The sequence below is a fragment of the Phenylobacterium sp. Root700 genome, from assembly GCF_001429025.1.
In the GTDB taxonomy this organism is placed as follows: Bacteria; Pseudomonadota; Alphaproteobacteria; order Caulobacterales; family Caulobacteraceae; genus Phenylobacterium.
This window is the reverse complement of the sequence record NZ_LMHT01000014.1, coordinates 40,273-62,153: the sequence shown is the minus strand read 5'-3', so window position 1 is coordinate 62,153 and position 21,881 is coordinate 40,273. Positions and strand designations below refer to the sequence as shown.

The window sequence follows — 21,881 nt, the reverse complement described above, 5'->3', positions numbered from 1 at the left end:
CTCCCCCGCTGGGGGAGGTGGCTCGCTGAAAGCGAGACGGAGGGGTGCGATCAGTAGGGCGGTTGTTCCGGCGGCGGGGTCAGGCCGTCGATCAGGTCGCCGACCTTGTCTTCGTCCGCCGACGGCATGGCCGGGGTCTTGGCCGGCGGCGCGGTCTTCGGGGCCTCGAGCGGGGCGACGACCGGCGCGGTCGCCTCGGCCTTCTCTTCCGGCTTTTCCTCGGTCTTCGGCGGCTCGGGCGCCAGCTCCGACGGCGTCAGGACCAGGTCCTCCAGCGGCCGGGCGTCGGTCGCCTTGAGCGCGGTTCCATCCTCGGGGCTCTCGCCCGGCAGCCGCGCCCGTTCCGGCGCGCCCCGGACGCCCAGCACGAAACCACCGACAGCGCAGATGGCGAGGATGGCGGCGACGACCCGCAGGACGTTTCGAGGCATGGTCCACATGCTCGCGAACCTAGTGTGGGTTTGATCAAACGAAAACTGGATTTCCATCGGGCGAGGGCTCTGAGGAAAACACCCCGCGACCGCCCAGCTTGGTAAACGCCTCTTAACCCTCGCGCGTCCAAACATGGGGCTTCCAGAACTGGGGATCGAGCGATGGCGCGAGTGGCGCGGAAAACGGGTGTTGAGTTGGGGCTGCATATCGCCAGCCTCGCCTGGACCCACCCCGCCACCGCGCGGCTGCGGGGCGGCGTGATCGCCGCCGCCGGCATCGCCTTCGCCGTGGCCCTGGCCACCTACAACGCCGCCGATCCCAGCCTCAACGCCGCCTCGGCCCTGTCGCCGTCCAACATCCTGGGCGCGCCGGGCGCCACCGCGGCCGATGTCGGCATCCAGTCGCTGGGCCTGGCCGCCGGGGTCGCCGCCCTGCTGATGGTGGTGTTCGGCCTTGGCCGCGCCACCACGCCGCAACCCGACCAGAACCGTCGCAAGGTGCGGATCCGCGCCATCGTCGGAACCCTGGGCGTGCTCGCCCTCGCCGGCCTGCTGGCCGCCCCGCCCGCCCCGGCCGCCTGGCCGCTGGCCAAGGGGCTCGGCGGGTTCTGGGGCGACGGCGTGCTGCACGGCCTGGCCGGCATGTTCTCCTACGCCCACATCCCCGGCGGCGGCGTCTTCGCCGCGATCCTGCTGGCGGTCGCCGCCACGGCCGCCCTGGGCTATGCGATCGGCGTGCGCCGGGCCGAGCTTGAGGCCAGCATCGCCTGGGTGCAGGCCGTGGTTCAGAAGCGCTCGGCCGCCCCGGCCCCGGCGTCCGCCAAGCCCGCACGCACCTCGGTCGCCCGCCGCGCCAAGGCCGCCGAGCCTGCGCCCGCCGCAACGCCGGCGCGTCCTGAACCGGCGCCCTACCCCGCAGCGGTCGCCGACGACGATGACGACACCTCGCCCAGCGTGGCGATCAAGGCCCCCAAGCCCGCGCCCAAGGAATCCAACCGCGAGCAGCGCGAGGCCCAAAGCACCTTCGACTTCGTCAAGACCGGCGGCTTCGCCCTGCCCGAGCTGGCCATGCTGGCCAAGCCCAAGCCGCGCGCCTCGCAGTTCGACGAAGGCGCCCTGCGCCAGAACGCCCAGCTGCTGGAAAGCGTGCTGGCCGAGTTCGGCGTGCGCGGCAATATCGACCAGATCCGCCCGGGCCCGGTCGTCACCCTCTATGAACTGGTCCCGGCCGCCGGCGTGAAATCGGCTCGGGTCGTGGCCCTGTCGGATGACATCGCCCGCTCGATGTCGGTCGCCGCCTGCCGCGTCAGCGTGGTGCCCGGCCGCAACGCCATCGGCATCGAACTGCCCAACGCCCGGCGCGAGACCGTCTATCTGCGCGACCTGTTGGCCAGCTCGGAGTACGAGCGCTCAACCCAGGCCCTGCCCATGGCGCTGGGCGAAAACATCGGCGGCGAGCCCTATATCGCCGACCTGTCGAAGATGCCCCACCTGCTGATCGCCGGCACCACCGGCTCGGGCAAGTCCGTGGGCGTCAACGCCATGATCCTGTCGATCCTCTACCGGCTGTCGCCCGATCAGTGCCGGTTCATCATGATCGACCCGAAGATGCTGGAGCTGTCGGTCTATGACGGCATCCCGCACCTGCTGGCGCCCGTCGTCACCGATCCGAAGAAGGCCATCGTCGCGCTGAAGTGGACCGTCCGCGAGATGGAGGACCGCTATCGCCTGATGTCGAAGATCGGCGTGCGGAACGTCGCCTCGTATAACGAGCGCGCCAAGGAGGCCGCCGCCAAGGGCGAGCACTTCGAACGCACCGTCCAGACCGGTTTCGACGACAGCGGCCGGCCGATCTACGAGAGCGAGCGCATTGATCCGAAGCCCATGCCCTATCTGGTCGTGGTCATCGACGAAGTGGCCGACCTGATGCTGGTCGCCGGCAAGGACGTCGAGGGCGCCGTCCAGCGTCTGGCCCAGATGGCGCGGGCCGCCGGCATCCACCTGGTGATGGCCACCCAGCGTCCGTCCGTGGACGTCATCACCGGCACCATCAAGGCCAACTTCCCGACCCGGATCAGCTTCCAGGTCACCTCCAAGATCGACAGCCGCACCATCCTGGGCGAACAGGGCGCCGAGCAGCTGCTGGGCCAGGGCGACATGCTCTACATGGCCGGCGGCGGCCGCATCACCCGCCTGCACGGCCCGTTCGTCTCCGACGAGGAGGTCGAGGCCGTGGCCAAGTTCCTCCGCGCCCAGGGCGAGCCGCAGTACCTCGAGGACGTCACCGCCGGCGGCGACGAGGATGGCGAGGGCGGCGAGAGCTTCGGCGACGAAGGCGGCGGCTCAGGCGATGATCTCTACGACCGCGCCGTGGCCGTGGTCACCCGCGACCGCAAGGCCTCGACCAGCTACGTCCAGCGCCGCCTGCAGGTCGGCTACAACCGCGCCGCCTCGCTGATCGAGCGCATGGAGCACGAAGGCGTGGTCAGCCCCGCCAACCACGCCGGCAAACGCGAAGTCCTGGTCGGCGCCGCGCCTTAACCGCGGCCCTCGCTCCGCTCGCCCTCACCCTCTCCCGCAAGCGGGAGAGGGGACTGTCTCGGTGTTACTCCGCCGCCTGCGCCCGCAGGGCCAGGCGCTGGGTCAGCGCTTCGTACTGGCTCCACAACTCCGCCGGCATCCGGTCGCCGAATTTGCGATAGGCGTCGGGGATCAGGGCGGCTTCCTCGGCCCAGACCTCGGGGTCGACCGAGAGCAGGGTTTCAAGCGCCGCGTCGGTGATCGACAGGCCCGAGAGGTCCAGCGCGTCCTTGGTCGGCAGGCGGCCGATCGGCGTGTCGACGGCGTCGGCCTCGCCTTCCAGCCGCTGGACGATCCACTTCAGCACGCGGCTGTTGTCGCCGTAGCCCGGCCACAGGAACTTGCCGTCCGCGCCCTTGCGGAACCAGTTCACGAAATAGATGCGCGGCAGCTTGGCGGCGTCCGCCTGGGCGCCGACCTTCAGCCAGTGGCTGAAATAGTCGCCCATGTTGTAGCCGCAGAACGGCAGCATCGCGAACGGGTCGCGGCGCAGCTCGCCGACCTTGTTCTCCGCCGCCGCCGTGCCTTCCGAGGCGACGTTGGAGGCCAGGAACACGCCATGGGCCCAGTCGAAGGCCTCGGTCACCAGCGGCACCGCGCTGGCGCGGCGGCCGCCGAACAGGATGGCCGAGATCGGCACCCCGGCCGGGTCGTCCCACTCGTCGGCGATCACCGGGCACTGGTCGGCCGGCACGGCGAAGCGGGCGTTCGGGTGAGCGGCGGGCTCGCCGGACTCCGGCGTCCAGGCGCGGCCCTTCCAGTCGGTCAGACCTTCCGGCGGCGTGTCGGTCAGGCCTTCCCACCAGACGTCGCCGTCGGCGGTCAGGGCCACATTGGTGAAGACGGTGTTGGCGTGCAGAGCGTCGACCGCGTTCTTGTTGGTCGCGTTCCCAGTGCCGGGCGCGACGCCGAAGAACCCGGCTTCCGGGTTGATCGCATAGAGCCGGCCGTCGTCGCCGAAGCGCATCCAGCAGATGTCGTCGCCCACCGTCTCGGCCTTCCAGCCGGGGATGGTCGGTTGCAGCATCGCCATGTTGGTCTTGCCGCAGGCGCTGGGGAAGGCAGCGGCCACATAGCGGACCTGGCCGGCGGGAGAGGTCAGCTTGAGGATCAGCATGTGCTCGGCCAGCCAGCCCTCGTCCCTGGCCATCACCGAGGCGATGCGCAACGCGTAGCACTTCTTGCCGAGCAGGGCGTTGCCGCCGTAGCCCGAGCCGTAGGACCAGATCTCGCGGTCCTCGGGGAAGTGGACGATGTACTTGATCTCGTTGCACGGCCAGGCGACGTCGGCTTGACCGGCTTCCAGCGGCGCGCCGACCGAGTGCAGGGCCGGGACGAAGAAGCCGTCCTCGCCCAGCATGTCCAGAGCGCCCTTGCCCATCCGGGTCATGACCCGCATCGAGATGGCGACATAGGCGCTGTCGGTGATCTCGACGCCCAGGGCGGAGATCTTCGAGCCCAGCGGCCCCATGCAGAACGGCACCACATACATGGTGCGCCCGCGCATGGCGCCCTTGAACAGCTGCTTCAGGTCGGCCCGCATCTCATCGGGCTCGAGCCAGTTATTGGTCGGACCAGCGTCCGCCGGGTCCTTCGAACAGATGAAGGTGCGGCTCTCGACCCGCGCCACGTCGCGCGGATCGGACAGGGCCAGGAAGCTGTTCGGGCGCTTCTCGGCGTTCAGCGCCGTCAGGGTGCCGGCCGCGACCAGCTCGGCCGTCAGCGCGTTCCACTCTTCGTCGGACCCGTCGCACCAGTGGACTCGGTCCGGCTGCGTCATCTCCGCGACTTCGCGTACCCAGGCCAACAGGCCAGCATGTTTCGTCGGAGCCTCATCGAGACCCGGAATGGCCATGCCCATCAGGCGTCGCCCCTTTTGTTACCCACGCAGACGTCGCCAGCCGCGGGGGTTCTCTGTGGAACCCGCCTATCGGCCAGCGGCTCGGTGATATGTACGAAATTTGACGGACACAAGGTCAGTCGAACCCGATACGCCGAACCAGCGAAATGACACCGGTGACAATTCAAGAACTCGCGCCTCACGATATTGTGGCGTGAACACCCGCCGGCTCTTCTGGACCACGCTCAAGGATAGACGCGGCGGAACGCAAGCGCGGTCGTGGCCGTTCTTGCGCCCTATTGACGCCCAGGGCGCCCTATAGGCTGCTCGGCGAAACTGGAGCTTCGAATGACTCGACTGACCCGACGCGCCCTGGCGCTGGGCCTGGCCGCCCTGCCCCTCCCCGCCCTGGCCCAACGCCCGCAAATCGCGCCGCTTACGGCCGCCGACAAGGCGCTGGTCGATCGTGCGGCGACCTATCTGCAGGGCCTTACCGAGGCCAAGGGCCGGTTCGTGCAGACCGATGCGCGCGGCGCGACCACCCAGGGCACGCTCTATCTGAAGCGCCCGGGCAAGGCGCGGTTCGAATACGACGCGCCCTCGCGCCTGCTGGTGGTCTCCGACGGCGGCAACGTCTCCATCGCCGACGGACGCCTGAAGACCTTCGAGGCCTATCCGCTGATGGCCACGCCGCTGTCGATCTTCCTGGCCCGCCAGATCCGCCTCGACAAGAACGTGGTGGTCAGCCGCGTCGCCCGCATGGCCGATGGCTTCTCGATCACCGCCCGTGACGGCAAGAAGGAAGCCGAGGGGCAGATCACCCTGACCTTCTCCGACAGCCCGCTGGCCCTGATCGGCTGGACGGTGACCGACGCGCAAGGCGCCTCGACCCGCATCCGGCTGACCGAACTGACCCAGACCAGCGGTCTGGCCGCGTCGCTGTTTGTCCTGCGCGACCCTCGACCGAAGAACGTTGGTCGACCGAAAGCGTGACACTTTCACAACACGCAATATCTCGCGTGATTTCCCATTGACTTTTTATTAGGGGAAGTGTCATTAATACAACTACGGGGTTCGCGCGATCGCGAGCCTTTCCGTGCCGGACCCTATCCCCTCCCGGCGGCGGCATGAGAGACACACTTTACGCCCGGGCTTCTCCAGTGCCCGGGCGTTTCTTTTTGCGCAAAGCCCCTTAAGTACGCGGCATGCGCCTCCGTCTCTGCACCTGGAACGTCAACTCCGTCCGCCTCCGCGCCGAGCAGGTCGCTCGTTTCGTCGACGAGCAGGCCCCCGATGTCCTGTGCATGCAGGAGATCAAGTGCCAGGAGCCGGAGTTCCCCCGCGCGGCCTTCGAGGCCGTCGGCCTGCCGCACATCAAGATCGCCGGCCAGAAGGGCTGGCACGGCGTGGCCATCGCCTCGCGCTATCCGATCGAGGACGTCGCCCCGCTGGACGTCTGCCGCGAGGGTCACGCCCGCTGCGTCTCCGGCAAGATCGCCGGGGTCGAGGTGCAGAACTTCTACATCCCGGCCGGCGGCGACATCGCCGACCGGACGGTGAACCCCAAGTTCGACCACAAGCTGGACTTCTTCGAGCAGCTGACCGCCGAGATGTCGCGCCGCGATCCCAAGGACCCGCTGGCCATCGTCGGCGATCTGAACGTCGCGCCGGGCGAATATGACGTCTGGAGCCACAAGCAGATGTCGAAGATCGTCAGCCACACCCCGATCGAGCTGGAGGCCTTCGCCAAGCTGATGGCCAGCCTCGACTTCACCGACCTGGTGCGCGAGGCGATTCCCGATCCGGAGAAGCTGTTTTCCTGGTGGAGCTATCGCGCCGCCGATTTCCGCAAGTCGAACCGCGGCCTGCGGCTCGACCACGTGCTGATCTCGCCGGGCCTGCGCGAAGCCGCGCTGCGCACCGGCAAGGCGCAGGCTCGCGTCCATGACGACGTTCGTGAATGGACGCGGCCCAGCGACCACGCCCCGGTCAGCGCCGACTTCGGGCTCTAAACCCCGCCGGCGGCCTTGAAGTTCGAGACCAAAGCGCAGCTGGGCACGCCGTCACGGGTCGAGACCGTGGCCGGTTTGCCGACGCCCGGCGCGAAATAGAAGGTCCCCTTCGCCGTCGTCACCGTCAGCAGCGCCGGGCCGGTGAACTGGCAGACCGGCACAAAGGCCGTCCCGCTGTCCTCGGCGGCGACCACGCTGCACTCCACATGGCCGTAGCGGCGCTCATAGCGGATGTCGTTGGAGATGAAGGCCTGCTTGGCCTTGGTCGGCCGCGCCTCGTACTCGGCCTTGGTCAGGCTCGGGCAAGGCTCGCCCACCAGGGTCTCGGGCCGAACCACCGCCGTCGAGGCGGCGAGCAGCCCCTCGCGCTGCAGGTAGGATGAGATCCCCACAGTCACGAACCCGACCGCCACCGCGCCGATCAGCATCAGGGGGAAGGTTCTAGCCAACCCCCACTTCTTACGCGCCATGCGCCGATCCCCTTGAAGGTTCGTCTACGGCGCCAGCCTGTAGCCCCCCGCCTCGGTCAGCAGCAACCGCGCATTGCCGGGATCGGGCTCGATCTTCTGGCGCAGACGATAGACGTGGGTTTCCAGGGTGTGGGTGGTGACCCCGGCGTTATAGCCCCAGACCTCGGCCAGCAGCTCCTCGCGCGACACCGGCTTTTCCCCGGCGCGGTAGAGGTACTTCAGGATGTTGGTCTCTTTTTCCGTCAGCCGGATCTTCTTCTGGTTGCCGTCGACCAGCATCTTGGCCGAGGGCCGGAACTCGTAGGCGCCCAGGTGGAACACCGCGCCTTCGGACTGTTCGTGGCTGCGCAGCTGGGCGCGGATGCGGGCCAGCAACACCTGGAACTTGAAGGGCTTGGTCACATAGTCGTTGGCCCCGGCTTCCAGGCCGGAGATCTGATCATCATCGGTGTCGGCGGCGGTCAGCATAATGATCGGCGCCACCACCCCTTGCGCCCGCATCTGCCGGCAGGCCTCGCGGCCGTTCATGTCCGGCAGGTCGACGTCCAGCAGGATCAGGTCCGGTCGATGCTCGACAGCGGCCTTCACGCCATCGCCGGCGGTGGACGCCTCGATGGCCGAGAATTCCTCGGAGAGTTGAAGTTGTTCGGCGATTGCGCCGCGGAGTTCTTCGTTGTCGTCGACGACGAGCAAGGTCTTGCGTTGAGCCATGTAGGGGAACATGCACCGTATCGCCCCCCGCCGCCAACCGCCGGAGACCCCTTAGGCCATGATGTTCACGGCGATGTCAGATGGAAGCTTCCGATTGGACGGGCGCATGACCCGTTGCGCGCTGGGCAAAACCGGCGTGATCGAAGCCGATCTGAAGCGCGAGGGCGACGGCAAGTCGCCGCTGGGCGCCTGGGCCATCCGCCGCGTGCTCTACCGTCCCGACAAGGCAGAGCGCCCGCAGACCCGCCTGCCGACCCGCGCCCTGGAACGCGACGACGGCTGGTGCGACGCGCCCGGCGACCCGGCCTATAACCGCGCCGTCAAGCTGCCCCACCCGGCCAGCGCCGAGCACATGTGGCGCGAGGACGACGTCTACGACCTGGTCTGCGTCTTGGCCCACAACGACGATCCGCCGGTCAGCCCGCTGGGCTCGGCGATCTTCCTGCACCTGGCCAAACCGGACTATTCCCCCACCGAGGGCTGCATCGCCCTGTCGCGGGAAGACATGCTGGAGCTGCTGTCGCTGGCCCAGCTCGGCGACCTCCTGATGATCGAGCAGGCTTGAGCCCCGCAACCGCCGCTGTCATCCCGGTTTGCGAAGCAAGACCGGGCCCCATTCGCTCATAGCTGCCGAGGATGGCGAGACCTCGCCGCAGCCTGCCCCATCGGGTGTTCATGGGTCCCGGACAAGCGCTGCGCGCTTTCCGGGATGACACTTGGCGCCTACCGCGCCCCGAACAACGCCGAGCCCACCCGCACGCTGGTGGCGCCGAACCGCACGGCGGTTTCGAAATCATCGCTCATGCCCATCGAGAGCTTCTCGATCCCGTTGCGCGCCGCGATCTTGGCCAGCAGCGCGAAATGCGGGCCCGGAGGCTCGACGGCGGGCGGGATGCACATCAGGCCCTCGATGTTCAGACCATAGGTCGCCCGGCACGCGGCGATGAAGGCGTCGGCCTCACCCGGGATTACCCCGGCCTTCTGATCCTCTTCGCCGGTGTTGACCTGCACATGGAGGCGCGGCGCCTTGCCCTGCTTCTGGATTTCTTCAGCCAGCACCACGGCCAGCTTCTCGCGGTCCAGGGTCTCGATCACGTCGAAGAAGGCCACCGCCTCGCGCGCCTTGTTGCTCTGCAGCGGCCCAATCAGCCGCAGCTCGACGCCGGCGCGATGCTCGGTCCAGCGCTCCATCGCCTCCTGCACCCGGTTCTCGCCGAACACCGCCTGGCCCGCGGCCAGCACCGGCGCGACCTTTTCCCAGGGCTGTTGCTTGGAGACCGCGACCAGGGTCACATCGTGGCTGGCGCGGCCGCACGCCTTCGCCGCCCGGGCGATCCGGTCTAGGACATCGGTGAGGGCGGGAGAGACGGTCATTTCAGGCAACTTCTGGACAGTGGTGCGAACGGCGCAAGCCTTAGGGCGGCGCGCGGCGGCGCGAAAGCCCCCGCTGCCGTCACTGCTGTTCTTCACCGATCCCGAACGCACGCCCGACATCGAGGCCGCCGCCCGCAGGCTGCCGCGCGGATCGGCCGTGGTCTATCGCAGCTTCGGCGCGCCGGACGCCGAGGCCCGCGCCCGGAAGCTGCTCGCCATCGCCCATAGCCGCGGCCTGCTGCTGCTGATCGGCGCCGACGCGACCCTGGCCGCCAGGATCGGGGCCGACGGCGTCCACCTGCCCGAACGCCTGGCCCATCGCGCGCGTCGCCTGAAGCAGCGTGGCTGGATCGTCACGGCGGCGGCTCACAGCGCCGCGGCGGCGCGGCGCGGCCTGCTTGCCGGCGCCGACGCGGTGGTGGTGTCGGCGATCTTTCCCTCGGCCAGCCCCTCGGCCGGCCAGCCGATCGGCCCGCTGCGGCTGGCGGCGATCGTCCGCATGGCTGGCGGTCCGGTCTACGGCCTGGGCGGGATCAATGACAAAACAGCCCGCCGGCTAATGCCTGCGGGCCTGATCGGTCTGGCGGCTGTGGAAGCCCTTAGAACTTGAAGGCGGTCTCGAGCTTGACCCGCGGCGCGGAGTCCTGCGGCTCGGTCTTCTTGTAGGCCGGCGTTTCTTTCTCGCCCAACGCCACCGCGCCGCCGACCCGAAGGCTCGGCGTGATGCGGAAATAGGCCCCGGCCTGGACGTCGTTCAGTTGCGTGTCGCGCTCAGCCCGTTGGTCCAGGTTGAGAGAGACCCCCCAGCGCCCCTTGCGCGTGTCCCACTTCAGCGACTTGGTCCCTTGCGAGGACACGACCGCCGAGGATTCACTACGCACGGTGAAGTCGGTGGTCTTCTTCGTGGTCTGGGCATGCGCCGTCGAAGCGCCGCTCACGAGGAGCGCCGCACCGATCAACGAAATGACCAAACCCTTGGACATAACCACCCATATGGCCCCTAAGCCCCGGCCCCGCCAGTTGAGGCGTGACCGTTGAGCCGATTAAAGTCCCCCCAGACCTCAGGTCAACAGACTCCCGGCGCCCGCTGCCCGGTCTGTAGACAGATCGTCGGCGCCTGTGGCGGCAGAGACACGCGATTCCTGTTTGGCGCTTGCACGGGCGTTGTTATAGAGAGCGCGGCTGCGGGGGGCTGCGCCGCGGCGCGAACCGACGCGGGATAACGACTAGGAGCCGATATATGCCGTTTGTGCGCGGTGAGTTGATGCGTGGCGTGACGACCGGAGTGCTGGTGCTCAGCCTCACGGCCCTGGCGGCTTGCTCGAGCGGCGGATCTCGGACCTTCCAGACTCAGGAATCTGGTGGCGGCCTGAGTATGTTTGGCCTCGGCGGCGGCAAGAAGGCGAGCTCCGGCGGCGCCAGCCAGCCGGCGATCGGCGTGAACGGCTATCTGTGGCGAGCGACGCTGGACACCTTGTCCTTCATGCCGCTGGCCTCGGCCGACCCCTATGGCGGCGTGGTCATCACCGATTGGTATGTGAACCCGGAAAAGCCTGACGAGCGCTTCAAGTGCACCGTCTACATTCTGGATGCGCGCCTGCGCGCCGACGGCCTGAACGTGGCCGTCTTCAAGCAGGTCAAGGACGCCGCCGGCAACTGGACGGACGCTACCTCGGCCGGTCAGACCGAGACCGATCTGGAAAACGCGATCCTTACCAAGGCCCGGCAGCTTCGGCTGTCCAACATCGGCTAAGGCCTCCAAGGGGCGCATTCGGGGACTCCAGTCAGGATGCGCTCTCCCCCTTGGGTCAGCGCAATGTCGGTGCTGACCGACACCTAACTTGAGTTTCGAAGAACGCCTCATGGCCCGCTACAACCCGAAAGAGACCGAACCCAAGTGGCGTAAGGCCTGGGCTGACGCCGACGTGTTCCGCGCCGGTCCGCCGACGCCGGGGGTTCCCAAGTACTACGCGCTGGAGATGTTCCCCTATCCGTCGGGGCGTCTGCACATGGGCCATGTGCGCAACTATTCGCTCGGCGACGTCGTGGCCCGCTACAAGCGCGCCCGCGGCTTCAACGTCCTGCACCCGATGGGTTGGGACGCCTTTGGCCTGCCCGCCGAGAACGCGGCCATGGAGCGCGGCGTCGATCCGCGCGGCTGGACCTACGAAAACATCGCCAAGATGCGGTCGGAACTGAAGGAGCTGGGCCTGTCGATCGACTGGTCCCGTGAATTCGCCACCTGCGACGCGGCCTATTACGGCAAGCAGCAGGACTGGTTCCTGGACCTGTGGAAGCGCGGCCTGGTCTACCGCAAGGAAAGCATCGTCAACTGGGACCCGATCGACCAGACGGTCCTGGCCAACGAACAGGTGGTCGACGGCCGCGGCTGGCGCTCAGGCGCCCCGGTCGAGAAGCGCAAGCTGAACCAGTGGTTCCTGCGCATCACCGACTATGCCGGCGAGCTGACCGACAGCCTCAAGACCCTGGACCGCTGGCCCGACAAGGTCCGGCTGATGCAGGAAAACTGGATCGGGCGCTCCAAGGGCCTGAAGTTCTCCTTCGGCTGGGCCTCTGAGGCCCCCAAGGGCTTCGAGAGCGGCCTGGAGGTCTACACCACCCGTCCCGACACCCTGTACGGCGCAAGCTTCGTCGGCATCGCTCCTGAGCATCCCCTGGCCGAGCAGCTGGCCGCCGACCCCAAGGTCGCCGCCTTCATCGCCGAATGCCGCAAGGGCGGCGCGTCGGAAGCCGAGATCGACACCGCCGAGAAGATCGGCTTCGACACCGGCCTGACCGTGGCCCACCCCTTCGACCCGACCTGGCGTCTGCCGGTCTGGATCGCGAACTTCATCCTGATGGATTACGGAACCGGCGCGGTCTTCGGCTGCCCGGCCCATGACCAGCGCGACCTGGATTTCGCCCGCAAGTACGACCTGCCGGTCAAGGCCGTGGTCCTGCCGCCCGGCGAGGACCCCGCCAGCTTCGCAGTCGGAAGCGAGGCCTATACCGGCCCCGGCGTCGCGTTCAATTCCGATTTCCTGGACGGACTGGACGTCGAGGCCGGCAAGGCCGCGGCCATCGCCCGCATCGAGGAACAGGGCCAGGGCCAAGGCGCGACCGTCTTCCGCCTGCGCGACTGGGGCGTGGCCCGCCAACGCGGCTGGGGCTGCCCGATCCCGGTGGTCCACTGCGCCAAGTGCGGCGTGATCCCGGTGCCCAAGGATCAGCTGCCGATCGTCCTCCCCGACGACATGGATTTCTCCAAGCCCGGCAACGCCCTGGCGCGTCACCCGACCTGGAAAGACACCACCTGCCCCGGCTGCGGCGAGGCGGCGACGCGCGAAACCGACACGCTGGACACCTTCGTCGACAGCTCGTGGTACTTCGCCCGCTTCACCGACACCGATAGCGCCGCGCCCATCGACAAGGCCGCCGCCGACTATTGGATGCCGGTCGACCAGTATGTGGGCGGCATCGAGCACGCGGTCCTGCACCTGCTCTATGCGCGGTTCGTGACCAAGGCCCTGGCCGATGAGGGCATGCTGTCGGTGCGCGAGCCCTTCGCGGGCCTGTTCACCCAAGGCATGGTCACCCACGAAACCTATCGTCGCCAGAGCGGCGAATGGATCGAGCCGCGCGCCGTCGAGTTTGAAACCGAAGCTGGCGCCCGCCGCGCCAAGATCGCCGAGACCGGCGAGCCGATCGTCATCGGCGACGTCGAGAAGATGTCCAAGTCGAAGAAGAACACCGTCACCCCCGACGAAATCTTCGACGTCTACGGCGTCGACGCCGCGCGCCTGTTCGTGTTGTCCGATTCACCGCCCGAACGCGACACACAGTGGTCGGCGTCCGGCGTCGAGGGCGCCTGGCGCTTCGTCAACCGGGTGTGGAACGAGTTCGACAGCCAGCCGGCCGGCCCCGCGCCCGCCCCGGTCGCCGATCCCAAGGCCGACGAACTGCGGGCCTTCACCCACCGCACCATCAAGGGCCTGACCGAGGCGGTCGAGAGCTTCCGCTTCAACTCCGGCATCGCGCGGATGTACGAATTCCTTAACAAACTCAAGGAATTCCCGGCCGAGGGCGCGACGCCGGCGGTGCTCGGCGCGCGGCATGAGGCTCTGTCGGCCTTCGCCCGGCTGATCTCGCCGTTCACGCCTCACCTGGCTGAAGAAGCCTGGGCCCGCATCGGCGGCGAGGGCATGGTGGTTTCCGCGCCCTGGCCGGAATTTGACCCGGCCCTGACCCAGGACGCGGTGCGCATCCTGCCGGTGCAGGTCAATGGCAAGCGTCGCGGTGAAATTTCAGTCGCCGCCGGCGCGGAACCAGCCGATGTTGAGAAGCTGGTGCTGAACGATCCCGAGATCGCGCGTCGCCTGGAAGGTCTCTCGATCAAAAAGGTGATCGTGGTGAAGGATCGCATCGTCAACATCGTGGCTGGGTAAGCAGACATGAACCGCGTCGTCATCTCCGCCGCCTTGGCGGCCGCGGCCCTCGGCCTCGCGGGCTGCGGGTTCACGCCGCTCTACGCGACGCCCGGCGTCTCCTCGCAGCTCACCGCCGTGCAGGTGACCACGCCACCGGGCCGCACCGGCCAGCTGCTGCGCGAGCACCTGGACGACGCCCTGGCCCGCGATAAGGGCGCCACGCCGCGCTACAAGATGGACGTCGCCCTGTCGGAAACCCGCTATCCGCGCGGCGTGCGGGTCGACAACGTCGCCACCCGCTACGAGTACGTCCTGACGGCGGTCTACACGCTCTCGGCCTACCCCTCCGGCGTGGGGATCAAGCAGGGCACCACCCGCGTCGAAGTCACCTACGACAGCGCCGACCAGCCCTACGCCTCGATCTCCGCCCAGCAGGACGCCCAGGATCGCGCCGCGACCGAGACCGCCCGCAAGATCCAGCTGGAGCTCGCCGCCTGGTTGGCGACCAAAGAGAAATCCTAGGGATTTCAAGGCCGTGATCCTTGCCAAGCGGCCCGATATCGAACGCTTCCTGGCCAAGCCGGAGGGCCATATCCGCGCGGTGCTGATCTATGGCCGCGACATGGGCGTGGTGCAGGATCGCGGAACGCAGCTCGCTTCCAAGATCGTACCCAACCTCGACGATCCGTTCGATGTCGCGCTGCTGACCGACGGCGATCTCGACGGCGACGGCGCGCGGCTCGAAGGTGAGCTGGCCGCCCAGTCGCTGATGGGCGGCAAACGCCTGGTGCGGCTGCGGTTCGCCACGGAGAAGGCCGGCCTCGACAAGCAGGTGGCCGAGGCGCTGGTCGCCCACGCCGCCGGCAAGCTGAACCCCGACGCCTTCTTCATCATCGAGGCCGGCAACCTCGGCCGCGACTCCGCCCTGCGCAAAGCCGCCGAGAAGGCGACTGAGGCCGCCGCCATCCCCTGCTACGAGGACGAGCCCGGCGACGTGGCGCGGCTGGTCCGCGAGCTGCTGGCCAAGGACAATGTCGGCCTGGACGCCCAGGCCCTGCAGCTGTTCGTCGGGCGCCTGCCCAAGGAACGCGGCGTCGCCCGCCAGGAGATCGAGCGCCTGGCCCTCTATCTCGAACCGGGCAGCGGCCGCACCGCCGCCGCCAAGGACCTGGACGACTTCCTGGGGGTTGAACCCGAGGCCTCGCTGTTCGACGCCGCCGCCGACGCCTTCAGCGGCAAGCTCGCCGACGCCCAGGCCGCCCTGCGCCGCGCCGCCGCCGAGGGCGAAGCCGGACCGGCCGCGGTCCGCGCGATCAGCATGTATCTCGCCAAGCTGCGACGCACCCTGACGCTCGCCAAGAACGGCGCGGGTCTGCAGGAAGCCGCCAAGGCCTCCGGGGTATTCTGGAAACAGGAGCGCGAGTTCCTGCGGCAGGCGCGCAGCTGGTCGCTCGAAGACCTCGACAAGCTGCAGCCCGACGTGCTCGCCGCCGACAAGGCCTGCAAGACCGCCGGCTCGCCCGACAGCCTGATCGCAGAGCGCCTTGCCCTGACCATCGCCGGCCGCGCCCGCCGTCTAGGCCTCTAAAAACCGCCAAACAAAATCGGCTCTCAGCGGCTCAGAAGTACGGACCTTCGTATCTCTGTATGTTTGTTTCGCCAGAATCCGGATTTTGATTTTCGGTCCTTATAAATCAAGGACTTAGCCGGAGACGATTTTCGAGCAGCCATACAGGTTGCGCCGAGAGGCGGATTTCGCCGGCTCGTGTGTATGGATCACCGGGACAAGCCCGGTGATGACGAGCTGGGGTGGGTGATCAGCCCCGCGAGGTCAGTTTGCGGCAGAGCTCGTCGAGCTGTTCGAGGGTCGCGTATTTGATCTTCAGTTCGCCGACGCCGCCGCGGTCGACCACCTCGACGTCGAGGCCGAGCACGTCGGAGAGGTCGGCCTCCAGCGCCTGGGTGTCGGTGTCCTTCGCCGGCTTGCGCTTGGCGGCTTGCGGCCGAGCGGCCGAGGGGGTGTTGCGGGCGAGGTTCTCGGCCTCGCGGACCGACAGCCCTTTGGCGATGATGATCTCGGCCAGGGCGACCGGATCGTCGGCAGTGAGGATGGCGCGGGCGTGACCGGCCGAGAGGCGGCCTTCCAGCACGTGGATCCGAACCACCTCGGGCAGGTTCATCAGGCGCAGGGTGTTGGCCACGTGGCTGCGGCTCTTGCCGACGCCGTCGGCCACCGCCTCCTGGGTGCGGCCAAATTTCTCGACCAGCTGCTGGTAGGCGGTCGCCTCTTCGATCGGGTTGAGGTTGGCCCGCTGGACGTTCTCGATGACGGCGATTTCCAGGACCTGGACGTCGTCCAGTTCGCGGACCAGCACCGGCATGACCCGCAGGCCGGCCTTCTGGCTGGCGCGCCAGCGACGCTCGCCGGCGACGATCTCCCACTCGCCCGGTATGCCCGGCGCGGGGCGGACCAAGATCGGCTGCAGCACGCCCTTCTCACGGATCGAGGCGGCCAGTTCCTCCACCTCCGTCTCGGAGAACACCCAGCGCGGTTGATCGGCGTTACGATGGATCAACTCGATGGGGATCTCGCGAACCCCGGAGACCTCGGTCACCGGCGCGCCGGCCACCACCTTGGCCTCGTCGACATCGCCCAACAGGGCTGACAGGCCCCGGCCCAAACCGCGTTTTTCGACCATCATCGTTCCTTAGGCCGCTGCCTTGGCCCGACGATCGCGCTCACGCAGCACGACCTCGCGGGCGAGTTTCAGGTAGGCCTGGGAGCCCGAGCATTTCAAATCATAGACCAGCACCGGCTTGCCGTAGGACGGCGCCTCCGACACCCGCACATTGCGCGGAATGACGGTGTTGTAGACGGTGTCGCCGAAGTGGCCGCGCACGTCGCGCGCCACCTGCTCCGACAAGCTGTTGCGCCGGTCGTACATGGTCAGCACCACGCCCTGGATCTCCAGGTTCGGGTTGAGGCTGCCGCGCACCAGATCCACCGTCCGCATCAGCTGGGTCAGGCCTTCCAGAGCGAAGAACTCGCACTGCAAAGGCACCAGCACCGCGTCGGAGGCGGCCATGGCGTTGACCGTCAGCAGGTTCAGCGACGGCGGGCAATCGATCAGGACGTAGGTGTATTGGCCGGACGCCCGGACCGGCTCCAGGGCGTCGCGCAGCTTGAAGGAGCGGCGCGCCTGCTGGCCCAGCTCCAACTCGACGCCGGACAGGTCGGGGTCGGCGGCGATCAGGTCCAGTCCCGGCAGGGCGGTGTGGACCACCGCCGAGAGGATCGGCTGCTCGCCCATCAGCACGTCGTAGAGCGTGACCTTGCGCAGCGCCCGGCCAATGCCGAGACCGGTGGAGGCGTTGCCCTGGGGATCGGAGTCGATCAGCAGCACCTTCTCGCCGACAGCGGCGAGCGCGGTGCCCAGATTGATGGCCGTGGTGGTCTTGCCCACCCCGCCCTTCTGGTTCGCGACGACCAGGACGCGCAGTTTACGGTTAGCTTTTACGGCCACGGCCGAGCCTCCTCACACGCACGATTTGACCTCTGGCGTCGCTCAAGCTGGGCAGCACGTCGGCCTCGAAGTCCCATTGTCTCGCAGCGTCTTGGAGTTCGGACGCAACATCTTGGCCCTTCAGGAACAGCGCGGTCGCCCCGCGCTTGAAGTAGGGCTGGGCGTACCCCATCAGTCGCGACAGGGGCGCGCAAGCCCGCGCCGTCACGATATCCACAGTCAGCGACAAGTCTTCCGCACGTGAATCGTGAACCGTGGCCGGAAGCTGCAACCCCTCCACCACTTCGGTCAGGAACCGGCAGCGTTTCGTCAGGCTGTCGACCAGGTGCACGTGGAAGCCGGGGCGGTCTTTTCCCAGGATCGCCAGCACGATACCGGGCAATCCTGCGCCGGTTCCGAGATCGGCCCAGGTCACCGCCTCGGGGGCCAGCGGCAGGATCTGGGCGGAGTCCCAAGCATGCCGCGACCAGAAGACGTCGAGGGTCGCGGGACCCACAAGGTTCATCTTCTGGTTCCACTCGATCAGGTAGGACCGGTAGCGCTCGAGGTCGGCGAGCGCCGCGTCACTGGCGCCGGACACGGCGGCGAAACTGGCGGCGTCGGTCACGTCGACCGGCTCGGAGATATTGGACTGCGACAAGGGCGAGGACTCAGGCGGCGCGGCGGCGGACATGGGCGAGCAAGGCGGTCAGGGCTCCAGGCGTCACGCCCTCGATGCGGGCGGCTTGGCCCAGGGTGAGCGGCCGAACCGCGATGAGCTTTTCGCGGACCTCGTTGGAAAGGCCCCCTACTCCCGCATAGTCCAGATCGGCAGGCAGGCGCAGGTTTTCGTCGCGGCGGAAGGCGGCGGCGTCGGCGGCCTGGCGGTCCAGATAGCCGGCATAGGCGGCGTCGATCTCGACCTGTTCGCGGATCTCCGGCGCCCAGGCGGCGATCTCCGGCCAGATGGCCGCGAGCTCGTCGAAGCCGATGGTCGGATAGGCCAGCAGCTGGGTCAGGTCACGCACCACGCCATCGGCCTTCACCGGCAGGCCGGCTCTCTGGGCGACGGCCGGGGTCAGGGTCAGGGCCGCGGCGCGGGCGCGGGCATGACCGAGCGCGTCAGACTTTGCGCGGAACGCTGTTTCACGTGAAACACCGACCACACCCAAGGCCATACCGCGTTCGGTGAGACGCTGGTCAGCGTTGTCCGCTCGCAGCGACAGCCGGAACTCGGCGCGGCTGGTGAACATGCGATAGGGCTCGGTGACGCCGCGCGTCACCAGGTCGTCGATCAGCACGCCGATATAGGCCTCGTCCCGGCCAAAGGCGGCGGCGTCCAGGCCCGAGGCGGCGCGGGCGGCGTTCAAACCGGCGACCAGGCCCTGGGCGCCGGCCTCTTCATAGCCCGTGGTGCCGTTGATCTGGCCAGCCAGGTAGAGGCCCGGCAGACGCTTGACCTCCAGGGTGGGGTCGAGCTCACGCGGATCGACATAGTCGTATTCGATGGCGTAGCCGTAGCGCTTCACCTGGACGTTCTCGAGCCCGGCGATGGTGCGCAGGAACAGATCCTGGGTCTCTTCCGAGACTGAGGTTGAGATGCCGTTCGGATAGACGGTCGTGTCGTCCAGGCCTTCCGGTTCCAGGAAGATCTGGTGGCTGTCCTTGTCGCCGAACCGAACCACCTTGTCCTCGATGGACGGGCAATAGCGCGGGCCACGACCGTTGATACGGCCGCCATAGACCGCCGACTCCGTCAGCCGATCAGCGATGATCTGGTGGGTCGCGGCGTTGGTGTAGGTGACGCCGCATTCAATCTGCGGGGTGGTGATCTTGTCGGTCAGGAACGAGAACGGCACAGGCTCGGCGTCGGCCGCCTGCATCTCCAGCCCGTCCCAGGCGATGGTCGAGCCGTCGAGCCGCGCCGGCGTTCCAGTCTTCAAACGGCCCATCGAAACGCCCGAGGCGTACAGCCGGTCCGACAAGCCGATGGCCGGGGCGTCGCCGACCCGTCCGGCCGGGATGCGCTTCTCGCCCTGGTGAATGATGCCCTTGAGGAAAGTGCCGGTCGTCAGCACCACCCTGCCCGCCCGGTACTGCGTTCCCGTGGCGCCGACCACGCCCTGGACCACGCCGTCGGTGACGATCAGGTCCTCGACCGCCTCGGCCAGGATGCTGAGGTTGGGGGTGGCGGCGAGCTCGGCCTGCATGGCCTGGCGGTAAAGTTTGCGGTCGATCTGCGAGCGCGGGCCGCGCACCGCCGCGCCCTTGGAGCGGTTGAGCATGCGGAACTGGATGCCGGCGACATCGGCCAGCCGGCCCATCAGGCCGTCCAAGGCGTCGATCTCGCGGACCAGGTGGCCCTTGCCGAGGCCGCCGATGGCCGGGTTGCAGCTCATCTCGCCGATGGTTTCGAGCTTGTGGGTGAGCAGCAGGGTCTTGGCGCCGAAGCGCGCGGACGCCGCCGCGGCCTCGCAGCCGGCGTGCCCTCCCCCGATGATGATGACGTCCCAGGCGCTCAAGCTTGTCGTCTCCACGAAAGACGCCCCCGGCGAGGCGGGGGCGGTCTGGAGCTATATAGGGCAAGACGGCCGAGGTTTCACGTGGGATTCGGCGTCGGGGTCGGGGTGGATCGGTGTTTCACGTGAAACATTGGGGTGGAGAGCCCCCTCCGTCTCGGCGCTGCGCGCCGATCCACCTCCCCCAGCCGGGGAGGATCTGGGTCGTACTAGATGCTCCCCCGCTGGGGGAGCTAACGGCGAAGCCGACTGAGGGGCAATTGTTTCACGTGAAACGCCGGCCCGCCGCTGGGCGGCCCCTCACCCAACCCTCTCCCAGAGGGAGAGGGCATTCATTTACCGATGCAGAAGCTGGAGAAGACGCGGTCGAGGACGTCTTCGGGGTCGATGCGGCCGGTGATGCGGTCCAGGGCCCGGCCGGCGAGGCGCACGTCTTCGGCGGCGAGTTCGAGGTCGTCTTCCAGCACCAGGGCGCGTTGCAGGCGCTCCAGGGCTTCGGCCAACAGTTCGCGGTGGCGCAGGCGGGTGGCGGTGGGCAGTTCGGCGCCGGCCAGGGCGTCGACCACCCGGGTCTCCAGCGCGTGCTCCAGGGCGGCGATATCGCCCGATGACTTCGCGCTGAGCCGCAGGGCCTCCACGCCGAACGCCCGGGCCTCGACCAGGGCGTGGCCGGTTTCCGCCCCGGAAGGCAGGTCGGCCTTGTTGATTACGCAAAGGTCGTGCGGATGAAGGTCCGGCGCCGTGGCGGGCGCATCGCTGGCCCCATCCACCACCCAGATGCGCAGGTCGGCGTCGCCGGCCCAGGCCCGGGCCCGGCGCACGCCCTCGGCCTCGATCTCATCGTGGGTTTCGCGCAAGCCGGCGGTGTCGGCGAGCAGCGCCTTGTAGCCGCCGAACCGCATCGGCACCTCGATGATATCGCGCGTGGTGCCGGGCGTGGCGGTGACGATCGCCGCCTCGCGCCCCGCCAGGGCGTTGAGGATCGTGCTCTTGCCGGCGTTGGGCGCGCCGATCAGGGCGATGCGGAAGCCCTCGCGCACCTGCTCGCCGCGCTTCACATGGACCAGGGCGTGTTCGAGATCGGCGATGAGATCGGCCAGCACCGGCCGGGCGCGGGCGGCCACGTCGGACGGCACCTCCTCGTCCGGGAAATCGACGGCGGCCTCGAACATCGCCAAGGCCTCGATCAGGGCGTCGCGCCAGCGGGTCTGGGCGTGTCCCAAGGCGCCGCCCAGCTGGTCGAGCGCCTGACGGCGCTGGGCCTCGGTCTCGGCCTCGATCAGGTCGGCCACGCCTTCGGCCTGGGCCAGGTCGAGCTTACCGTTCTCAAAGGCGCGGCGGGTGAACTCGCCAGGATCGGCCAGGCGCAGGCCGAGCGCCGCCAGCGCCTCCAGCAGACCGGCGACCACCGCCGGCCCGCCATGCACGTGAAACTCAGCGCAGTCCTCGCCGGTGTAGCTCTTGGGGCCGGTGAACCAGAGCACCAGGGCCTGGTCGATGGCCGCCCCCGCCTGATCGCGCAGGGTCCGCAAGGCGGCCATGCGCGGTTGCGGCAAGCCGCCGGCCAGGGCGGCGACCGCCCTCCCCGTCGCCGGGCCTGACAAACGCACGACGGCCACCGCCGAGCGACCGGCGGCGGTGGCGGGCGCGAAGATGGTGTCGGTCATTTGCTGCGGTTAGCGCCCATGCCCACGTCGACAGCCGCCGACATCAGGTTCCGGAACTGCTCCTGGGCGCCGGCCCCGAAGGCCGCCCAGTTCTTCATCAGCTCGTCGGGAGAGACCATGGCCATGTTGGAGGTCATGCGTTTCTGCATCTCTTCGACCAGCTTGTCGTTAAGAGCGGTGACGTCCGGCAATCCGAGAAAGGTCCGGGCTTCCTGGGGCGAGCAGTCGATTTCGATCGTCATCTTCATCTGATTACCTCCAAGCGCCACATCGGGTCTGACCACATTGTTATGAGCGCAGCCGGGCCTCACAAGCTAGTAGCCGCGTGAGGGCCATTTAGTGAAACG

The 21,881-nt window shown here is 68.2% G+C and carries 21 protein-coding genes; 9 read left to right on the top strand and 12 right to left on the bottom strand.

The window, feature by feature from the left end; translation table 11 throughout:
- Positions 1-50: 50 nt before the first annotated feature.
- A complete protein-coding gene (locus ASE02_RS09135; protein ID WP_156405992.1) occupies positions 51-431 on the bottom strand; it encodes a hypothetical protein in 381 nt (126 codons plus the stop codon).
- Positions 432-593: 162 nt separating this feature from the next.
- Here ASE02_RS09135 and ASE02_RS09130 point away from each other — a divergent pair, with 162 nt between their 5' ends.
- Positions 594-2,972, top strand: a complete 2,379-nt coding sequence (locus ASE02_RS09130) for a DNA translocase FtsK (protein WP_056733373.1) — start codon at positions 594-596, stop codon at positions 2,970-2,972.
- 64 nt (positions 2,973-3,036) lie between these two features.
- Here ASE02_RS09130 and ASE02_RS09125 read toward each other — a convergent pair whose 3' ends face one another.
- A complete protein-coding gene (locus ASE02_RS09125; RefSeq protein WP_056733371.1) occupies positions 3,037-4,872 on the bottom strand; it encodes a phosphoenolpyruvate carboxykinase (GTP) in 1,836 nt (611 codons plus the stop codon).
- A gap of 327 nt (positions 4,873-5,199) precedes the next feature.
- Here ASE02_RS09125 and ASE02_RS09120 point away from each other — a divergent pair, with 327 nt between their 5' ends.
- On the top strand, positions 5,200-5,844 hold the full coding sequence (locus ASE02_RS09120) for an outer-membrane lipoprotein carrier protein LolA (protein ID WP_056733370.1): 645 nt from the start codon (positions 5,200-5,202) through the stop codon (positions 5,842-5,844).
- 212 nt (positions 5,845-6,056) lie between these two features.
- Entirely contained in the window at positions 6,057-6,863 is an 807-nt protein-coding gene (locus ASE02_RS09115; RefSeq protein ID WP_056733368.1) for an exodeoxyribonuclease III, read from the top strand.
- On the opposite strand, the gene ASE02_RS09110 is transcribed toward ASE02_RS09115, so the two are convergent.
- Entirely contained in the window at positions 6,860-7,333 is a 474-nt protein-coding gene (locus ASE02_RS09110) for a hypothetical protein (RefSeq protein WP_156405991.1), read from the bottom strand. The two genes, ASE02_RS09115 and ASE02_RS09110, sit on opposite strands and share 4 nt — an antisense overlap.
- 24 nt (positions 7,334-7,357) lie before the next feature.
- Positions 7,358-8,044: a response regulator transcription factor gene (locus tag ASE02_RS09105; protein ID WP_056733539.1), complete on the bottom strand. Its 687-nt coding sequence runs from the start codon at positions 8,042-8,044 to the stop codon at positions 7,358-7,360.
- Between the two features lie 58 nt (positions 8,045-8,102).
- Here ASE02_RS09105 and ASE02_RS09100 point away from each other — a divergent pair, with 58 nt between their 5' ends.
- Positions 8,103-8,609: a L,D-transpeptidase gene (locus tag ASE02_RS09100; RefSeq protein WP_056733364.1), complete on the top strand. Its 507-nt coding sequence runs from the start codon at positions 8,103-8,105 to the stop codon at positions 8,607-8,609.
- A 158-nt stretch (positions 8,610-8,767) separates the two neighbouring features.
- Here the strand turns inward: ASE02_RS09100 and ASE02_RS09095 are convergent, their stop codons facing one another.
- A complete protein-coding gene (locus ASE02_RS09095) occupies positions 8,768-9,418 on the bottom strand; it encodes a YggS family pyridoxal phosphate-dependent enzyme (RefSeq protein ID WP_056733362.1) in 651 nt (216 codons plus the stop codon).
- Positions 9,419-9,440: 22 nt separating this feature from the next.
- Here ASE02_RS09095 and ASE02_RS09090 point away from each other — a divergent pair, with 22 nt between their 5' ends.
- Positions 9,441-10,028 carry a thiamine phosphate synthase gene (locus ASE02_RS09090; protein WP_235536655.1) on the top strand — a complete coding sequence of 196 codons (588 nt, stop codon included), beginning with the start codon at positions 9,441-9,443 and terminating at the stop codon, positions 10,026-10,028.
- Here the strand turns inward: ASE02_RS09090 and ASE02_RS09085 are convergent.
- A complete protein-coding gene (locus ASE02_RS09085; protein WP_235536654.1) occupies positions 10,018-10,356 on the bottom strand; it encodes an NtrZ family periplasmic regulatory protein in 339 nt (112 codons plus the stop codon). The genes ASE02_RS09090 and ASE02_RS09085 overlap by 11 nt on opposite strands.
- Before the next feature lie 302 nt (positions 10,357-10,658).
- Between ASE02_RS09085 and ASE02_RS09080 the strand changes: the two genes are divergently transcribed.
- From ASE02_RS09080 to holA, 4 genes are all read left to right on the top strand, one after another.
- The gene (locus ASE02_RS09080; RefSeq protein WP_056733359.1) at positions 10,659-11,171 is read left to right on the top strand and encodes a DUF3576 domain-containing protein; all 513 of its coding nucleotides are present in this window, start codon (positions 10,659-10,661) and stop codon (positions 11,169-11,171) included.
- Positions 11,172-11,280: 109 nt separating this feature from the next.
- Positions 11,281-13,863: a leucine--tRNA ligase gene (gene leuS / locus ASE02_RS09075; RefSeq protein WP_056733354.1), complete on the top strand. Its 2,583-nt coding sequence runs from the start codon at positions 11,281-11,283 to the stop codon at positions 13,861-13,863.
- Positions 13,864-13,869: 6 nt separating this feature from the next.
- Positions 13,870-14,367 carry an LPS assembly lipoprotein LptE gene (gene lptE, locus ASE02_RS09070; RefSeq protein ID WP_056733353.1) on the top strand — a complete coding sequence of 166 codons (498 nt, stop codon included), beginning with the start codon at positions 13,870-13,872 and terminating at the stop codon, positions 14,365-14,367.
- A gap of 13 nt (positions 14,368-14,380) precedes the next feature.
- Complete coding sequence (gene holA, locus ASE02_RS09065; protein WP_056733352.1) at positions 14,381-15,433, top strand: DNA polymerase III subunit delta; 1,053 nt, start codon at positions 14,381-14,383, stop codon at positions 15,431-15,433.
- Between the two features lie 229 nt (positions 15,434-15,662).
- Here holA and ASE02_RS09060 read toward each other — a convergent pair whose 3' ends face one another.
- The 6 genes from ASE02_RS09060 to ASE02_RS09035 form a co-directional block, all read right to left on the bottom strand.
- Positions 15,663-16,547, bottom strand: coding sequence for a ParB/RepB/Spo0J family partition protein (locus ASE02_RS09060; protein ID WP_056733350.1), 885 nt, complete (start codon positions 16,545-16,547; stop codon positions 15,663-15,665).
- A gap of 6 nt (positions 16,548-16,553) precedes the next feature.
- Positions 16,554-17,345 carry a ParA family protein gene (locus ASE02_RS09055; protein WP_369818540.1) on the bottom strand — a complete coding sequence of 264 codons (792 nt, stop codon included), beginning with the start codon at positions 17,343-17,345 and terminating at the stop codon, positions 16,554-16,556.
- Between the two features lie 7 nt (positions 17,346-17,352).
- Entirely contained in the window at positions 17,353-18,042 is a 690-nt protein-coding gene (gene rsmG / locus ASE02_RS09050) for a 16S rRNA (guanine(527)-N(7))-methyltransferase RsmG (protein WP_156405990.1), read from the bottom strand.
- Positions 18,020-19,870 carry a tRNA uridine-5-carboxymethylaminomethyl(34) synthesis enzyme MnmG gene (mnmG, locus tag ASE02_RS09045; RefSeq protein WP_156405989.1) on the bottom strand — a complete coding sequence of 617 codons (1,851 nt, stop codon included), beginning with the start codon at positions 19,868-19,870 and terminating at the stop codon, positions 18,020-18,022. Before mnmG ends, rsmG begins: the two co-directional genes overlap by 23 nt.
- Positions 19,871-20,199: 329 nt before the next feature.
- Positions 20,200-21,534, bottom strand: a complete 1,335-nt coding sequence (mnmE, locus tag ASE02_RS09040) for a tRNA uridine-5-carboxymethylaminomethyl(34) synthesis GTPase MnmE (protein ID WP_056733344.1) — start codon at positions 21,532-21,534, stop codon at positions 20,200-20,202.
- Positions 21,531-21,782 (bottom strand): DUF6489 family protein, encoded by a 252-nt coding sequence (locus tag ASE02_RS09035; RefSeq protein ID WP_056733341.1) that lies wholly within the window; start codon positions 21,780-21,782, stop codon positions 21,531-21,533. Before ASE02_RS09035 ends, mnmE begins: the two co-directional genes overlap by 4 nt.
- Between the last annotated feature and the right edge of the window lie 99 nt (positions 21,783-21,881).

Coding starts and splice junctions, on each gene's coding strand:
- ASE02_RS09135 (WP_156405992.1), bottom strand. CDS start 431: ATGCCTCGAAACGTCCTGCGGGTCGTCGCCGCCATCCTCGCCATCTGC.
- ASE02_RS09130 (WP_056733373.1), top strand. CDS start 594: ATGGCGCGAGTGGCGCGGAAAACGGGTGTTGAGTTGGGGCTGCATATC.
- ASE02_RS09125 (WP_056733371.1), bottom strand. CDS start 4,872: ATGGGCATGGCCATTCCGGGTCTCGATGAGGCTCCGACGAAACATGCT.
- ASE02_RS09120 (WP_056733370.1), top strand. CDS start 5,200: ATGACTCGACTGACCCGACGCGCCCTGGCGCTGGGCCTGGCCGCCCTG.
- ASE02_RS09115 (WP_056733368.1), top strand. CDS start 6,057: ATGCGCCTCCGTCTCTGCACCTGGAACGTCAACTCCGTCCGCCTCCGC.
- ASE02_RS09110 (WP_156405991.1), bottom strand. CDS start 7,333: ATGGCGCGTAAGAAGTGGGGGTTGGCTAGAACCTTCCCCCTGATGCTG.
- ASE02_RS09105 (WP_056733539.1), bottom strand. CDS start 8,044: ATGGCTCAACGCAAGACCTTGCTCGTCGTCGACGACAACGAAGAACTC.
- ASE02_RS09100 (WP_056733364.1), top strand. CDS start 8,103: ATGATGTTCACGGCGATGTCAGATGGAAGCTTCCGATTGGACGGGCGC.
- ASE02_RS09095 (WP_056733362.1), bottom strand. CDS start 9,418: ATGACCGTCTCTCCCGCCCTCACCGATGTCCTAGACCGGATCGCCCGG.
- ASE02_RS09080 (WP_056733359.1), top strand. CDS start 10,659: ATGCCGTTTGTGCGCGGTGAGTTGATGCGTGGCGTGACGACCGGAGTG.
- leuS (WP_056733354.1), top strand. CDS start 11,281: ATGGCCCGCTACAACCCGAAAGAGACCGAACCCAAGTGGCGTAAGGCC.
- lptE (WP_056733353.1), top strand. CDS start 13,870: ATGAACCGCGTCGTCATCTCCGCCGCCTTGGCGGCCGCGGCCCTCGGC.
- ASE02_RS09060 (WP_056733350.1), bottom strand. CDS start 16,547: ATGATGGTCGAAAAACGCGGTTTGGGCCGGGGCCTGTCAGCCCTGTTG.
- rsmG (WP_156405990.1), bottom strand. CDS start 18,042: ATGTCCGCCGCCGCGCCGCCTGAGTCCTCGCCCTTGTCGCAGTCCAAT.
- mnmE (WP_056733344.1), bottom strand. CDS start 21,534: ATGACCGACACCATCTTCGCGCCCGCCACCGCCGCCGGTCGCTCGGCG.
- ASE02_RS09035 (WP_056733341.1), bottom strand. CDS start 21,782: ATGAAGATGACGATCGAAATCGACTGCTCGCCCCAGGAAGCCCGGACC.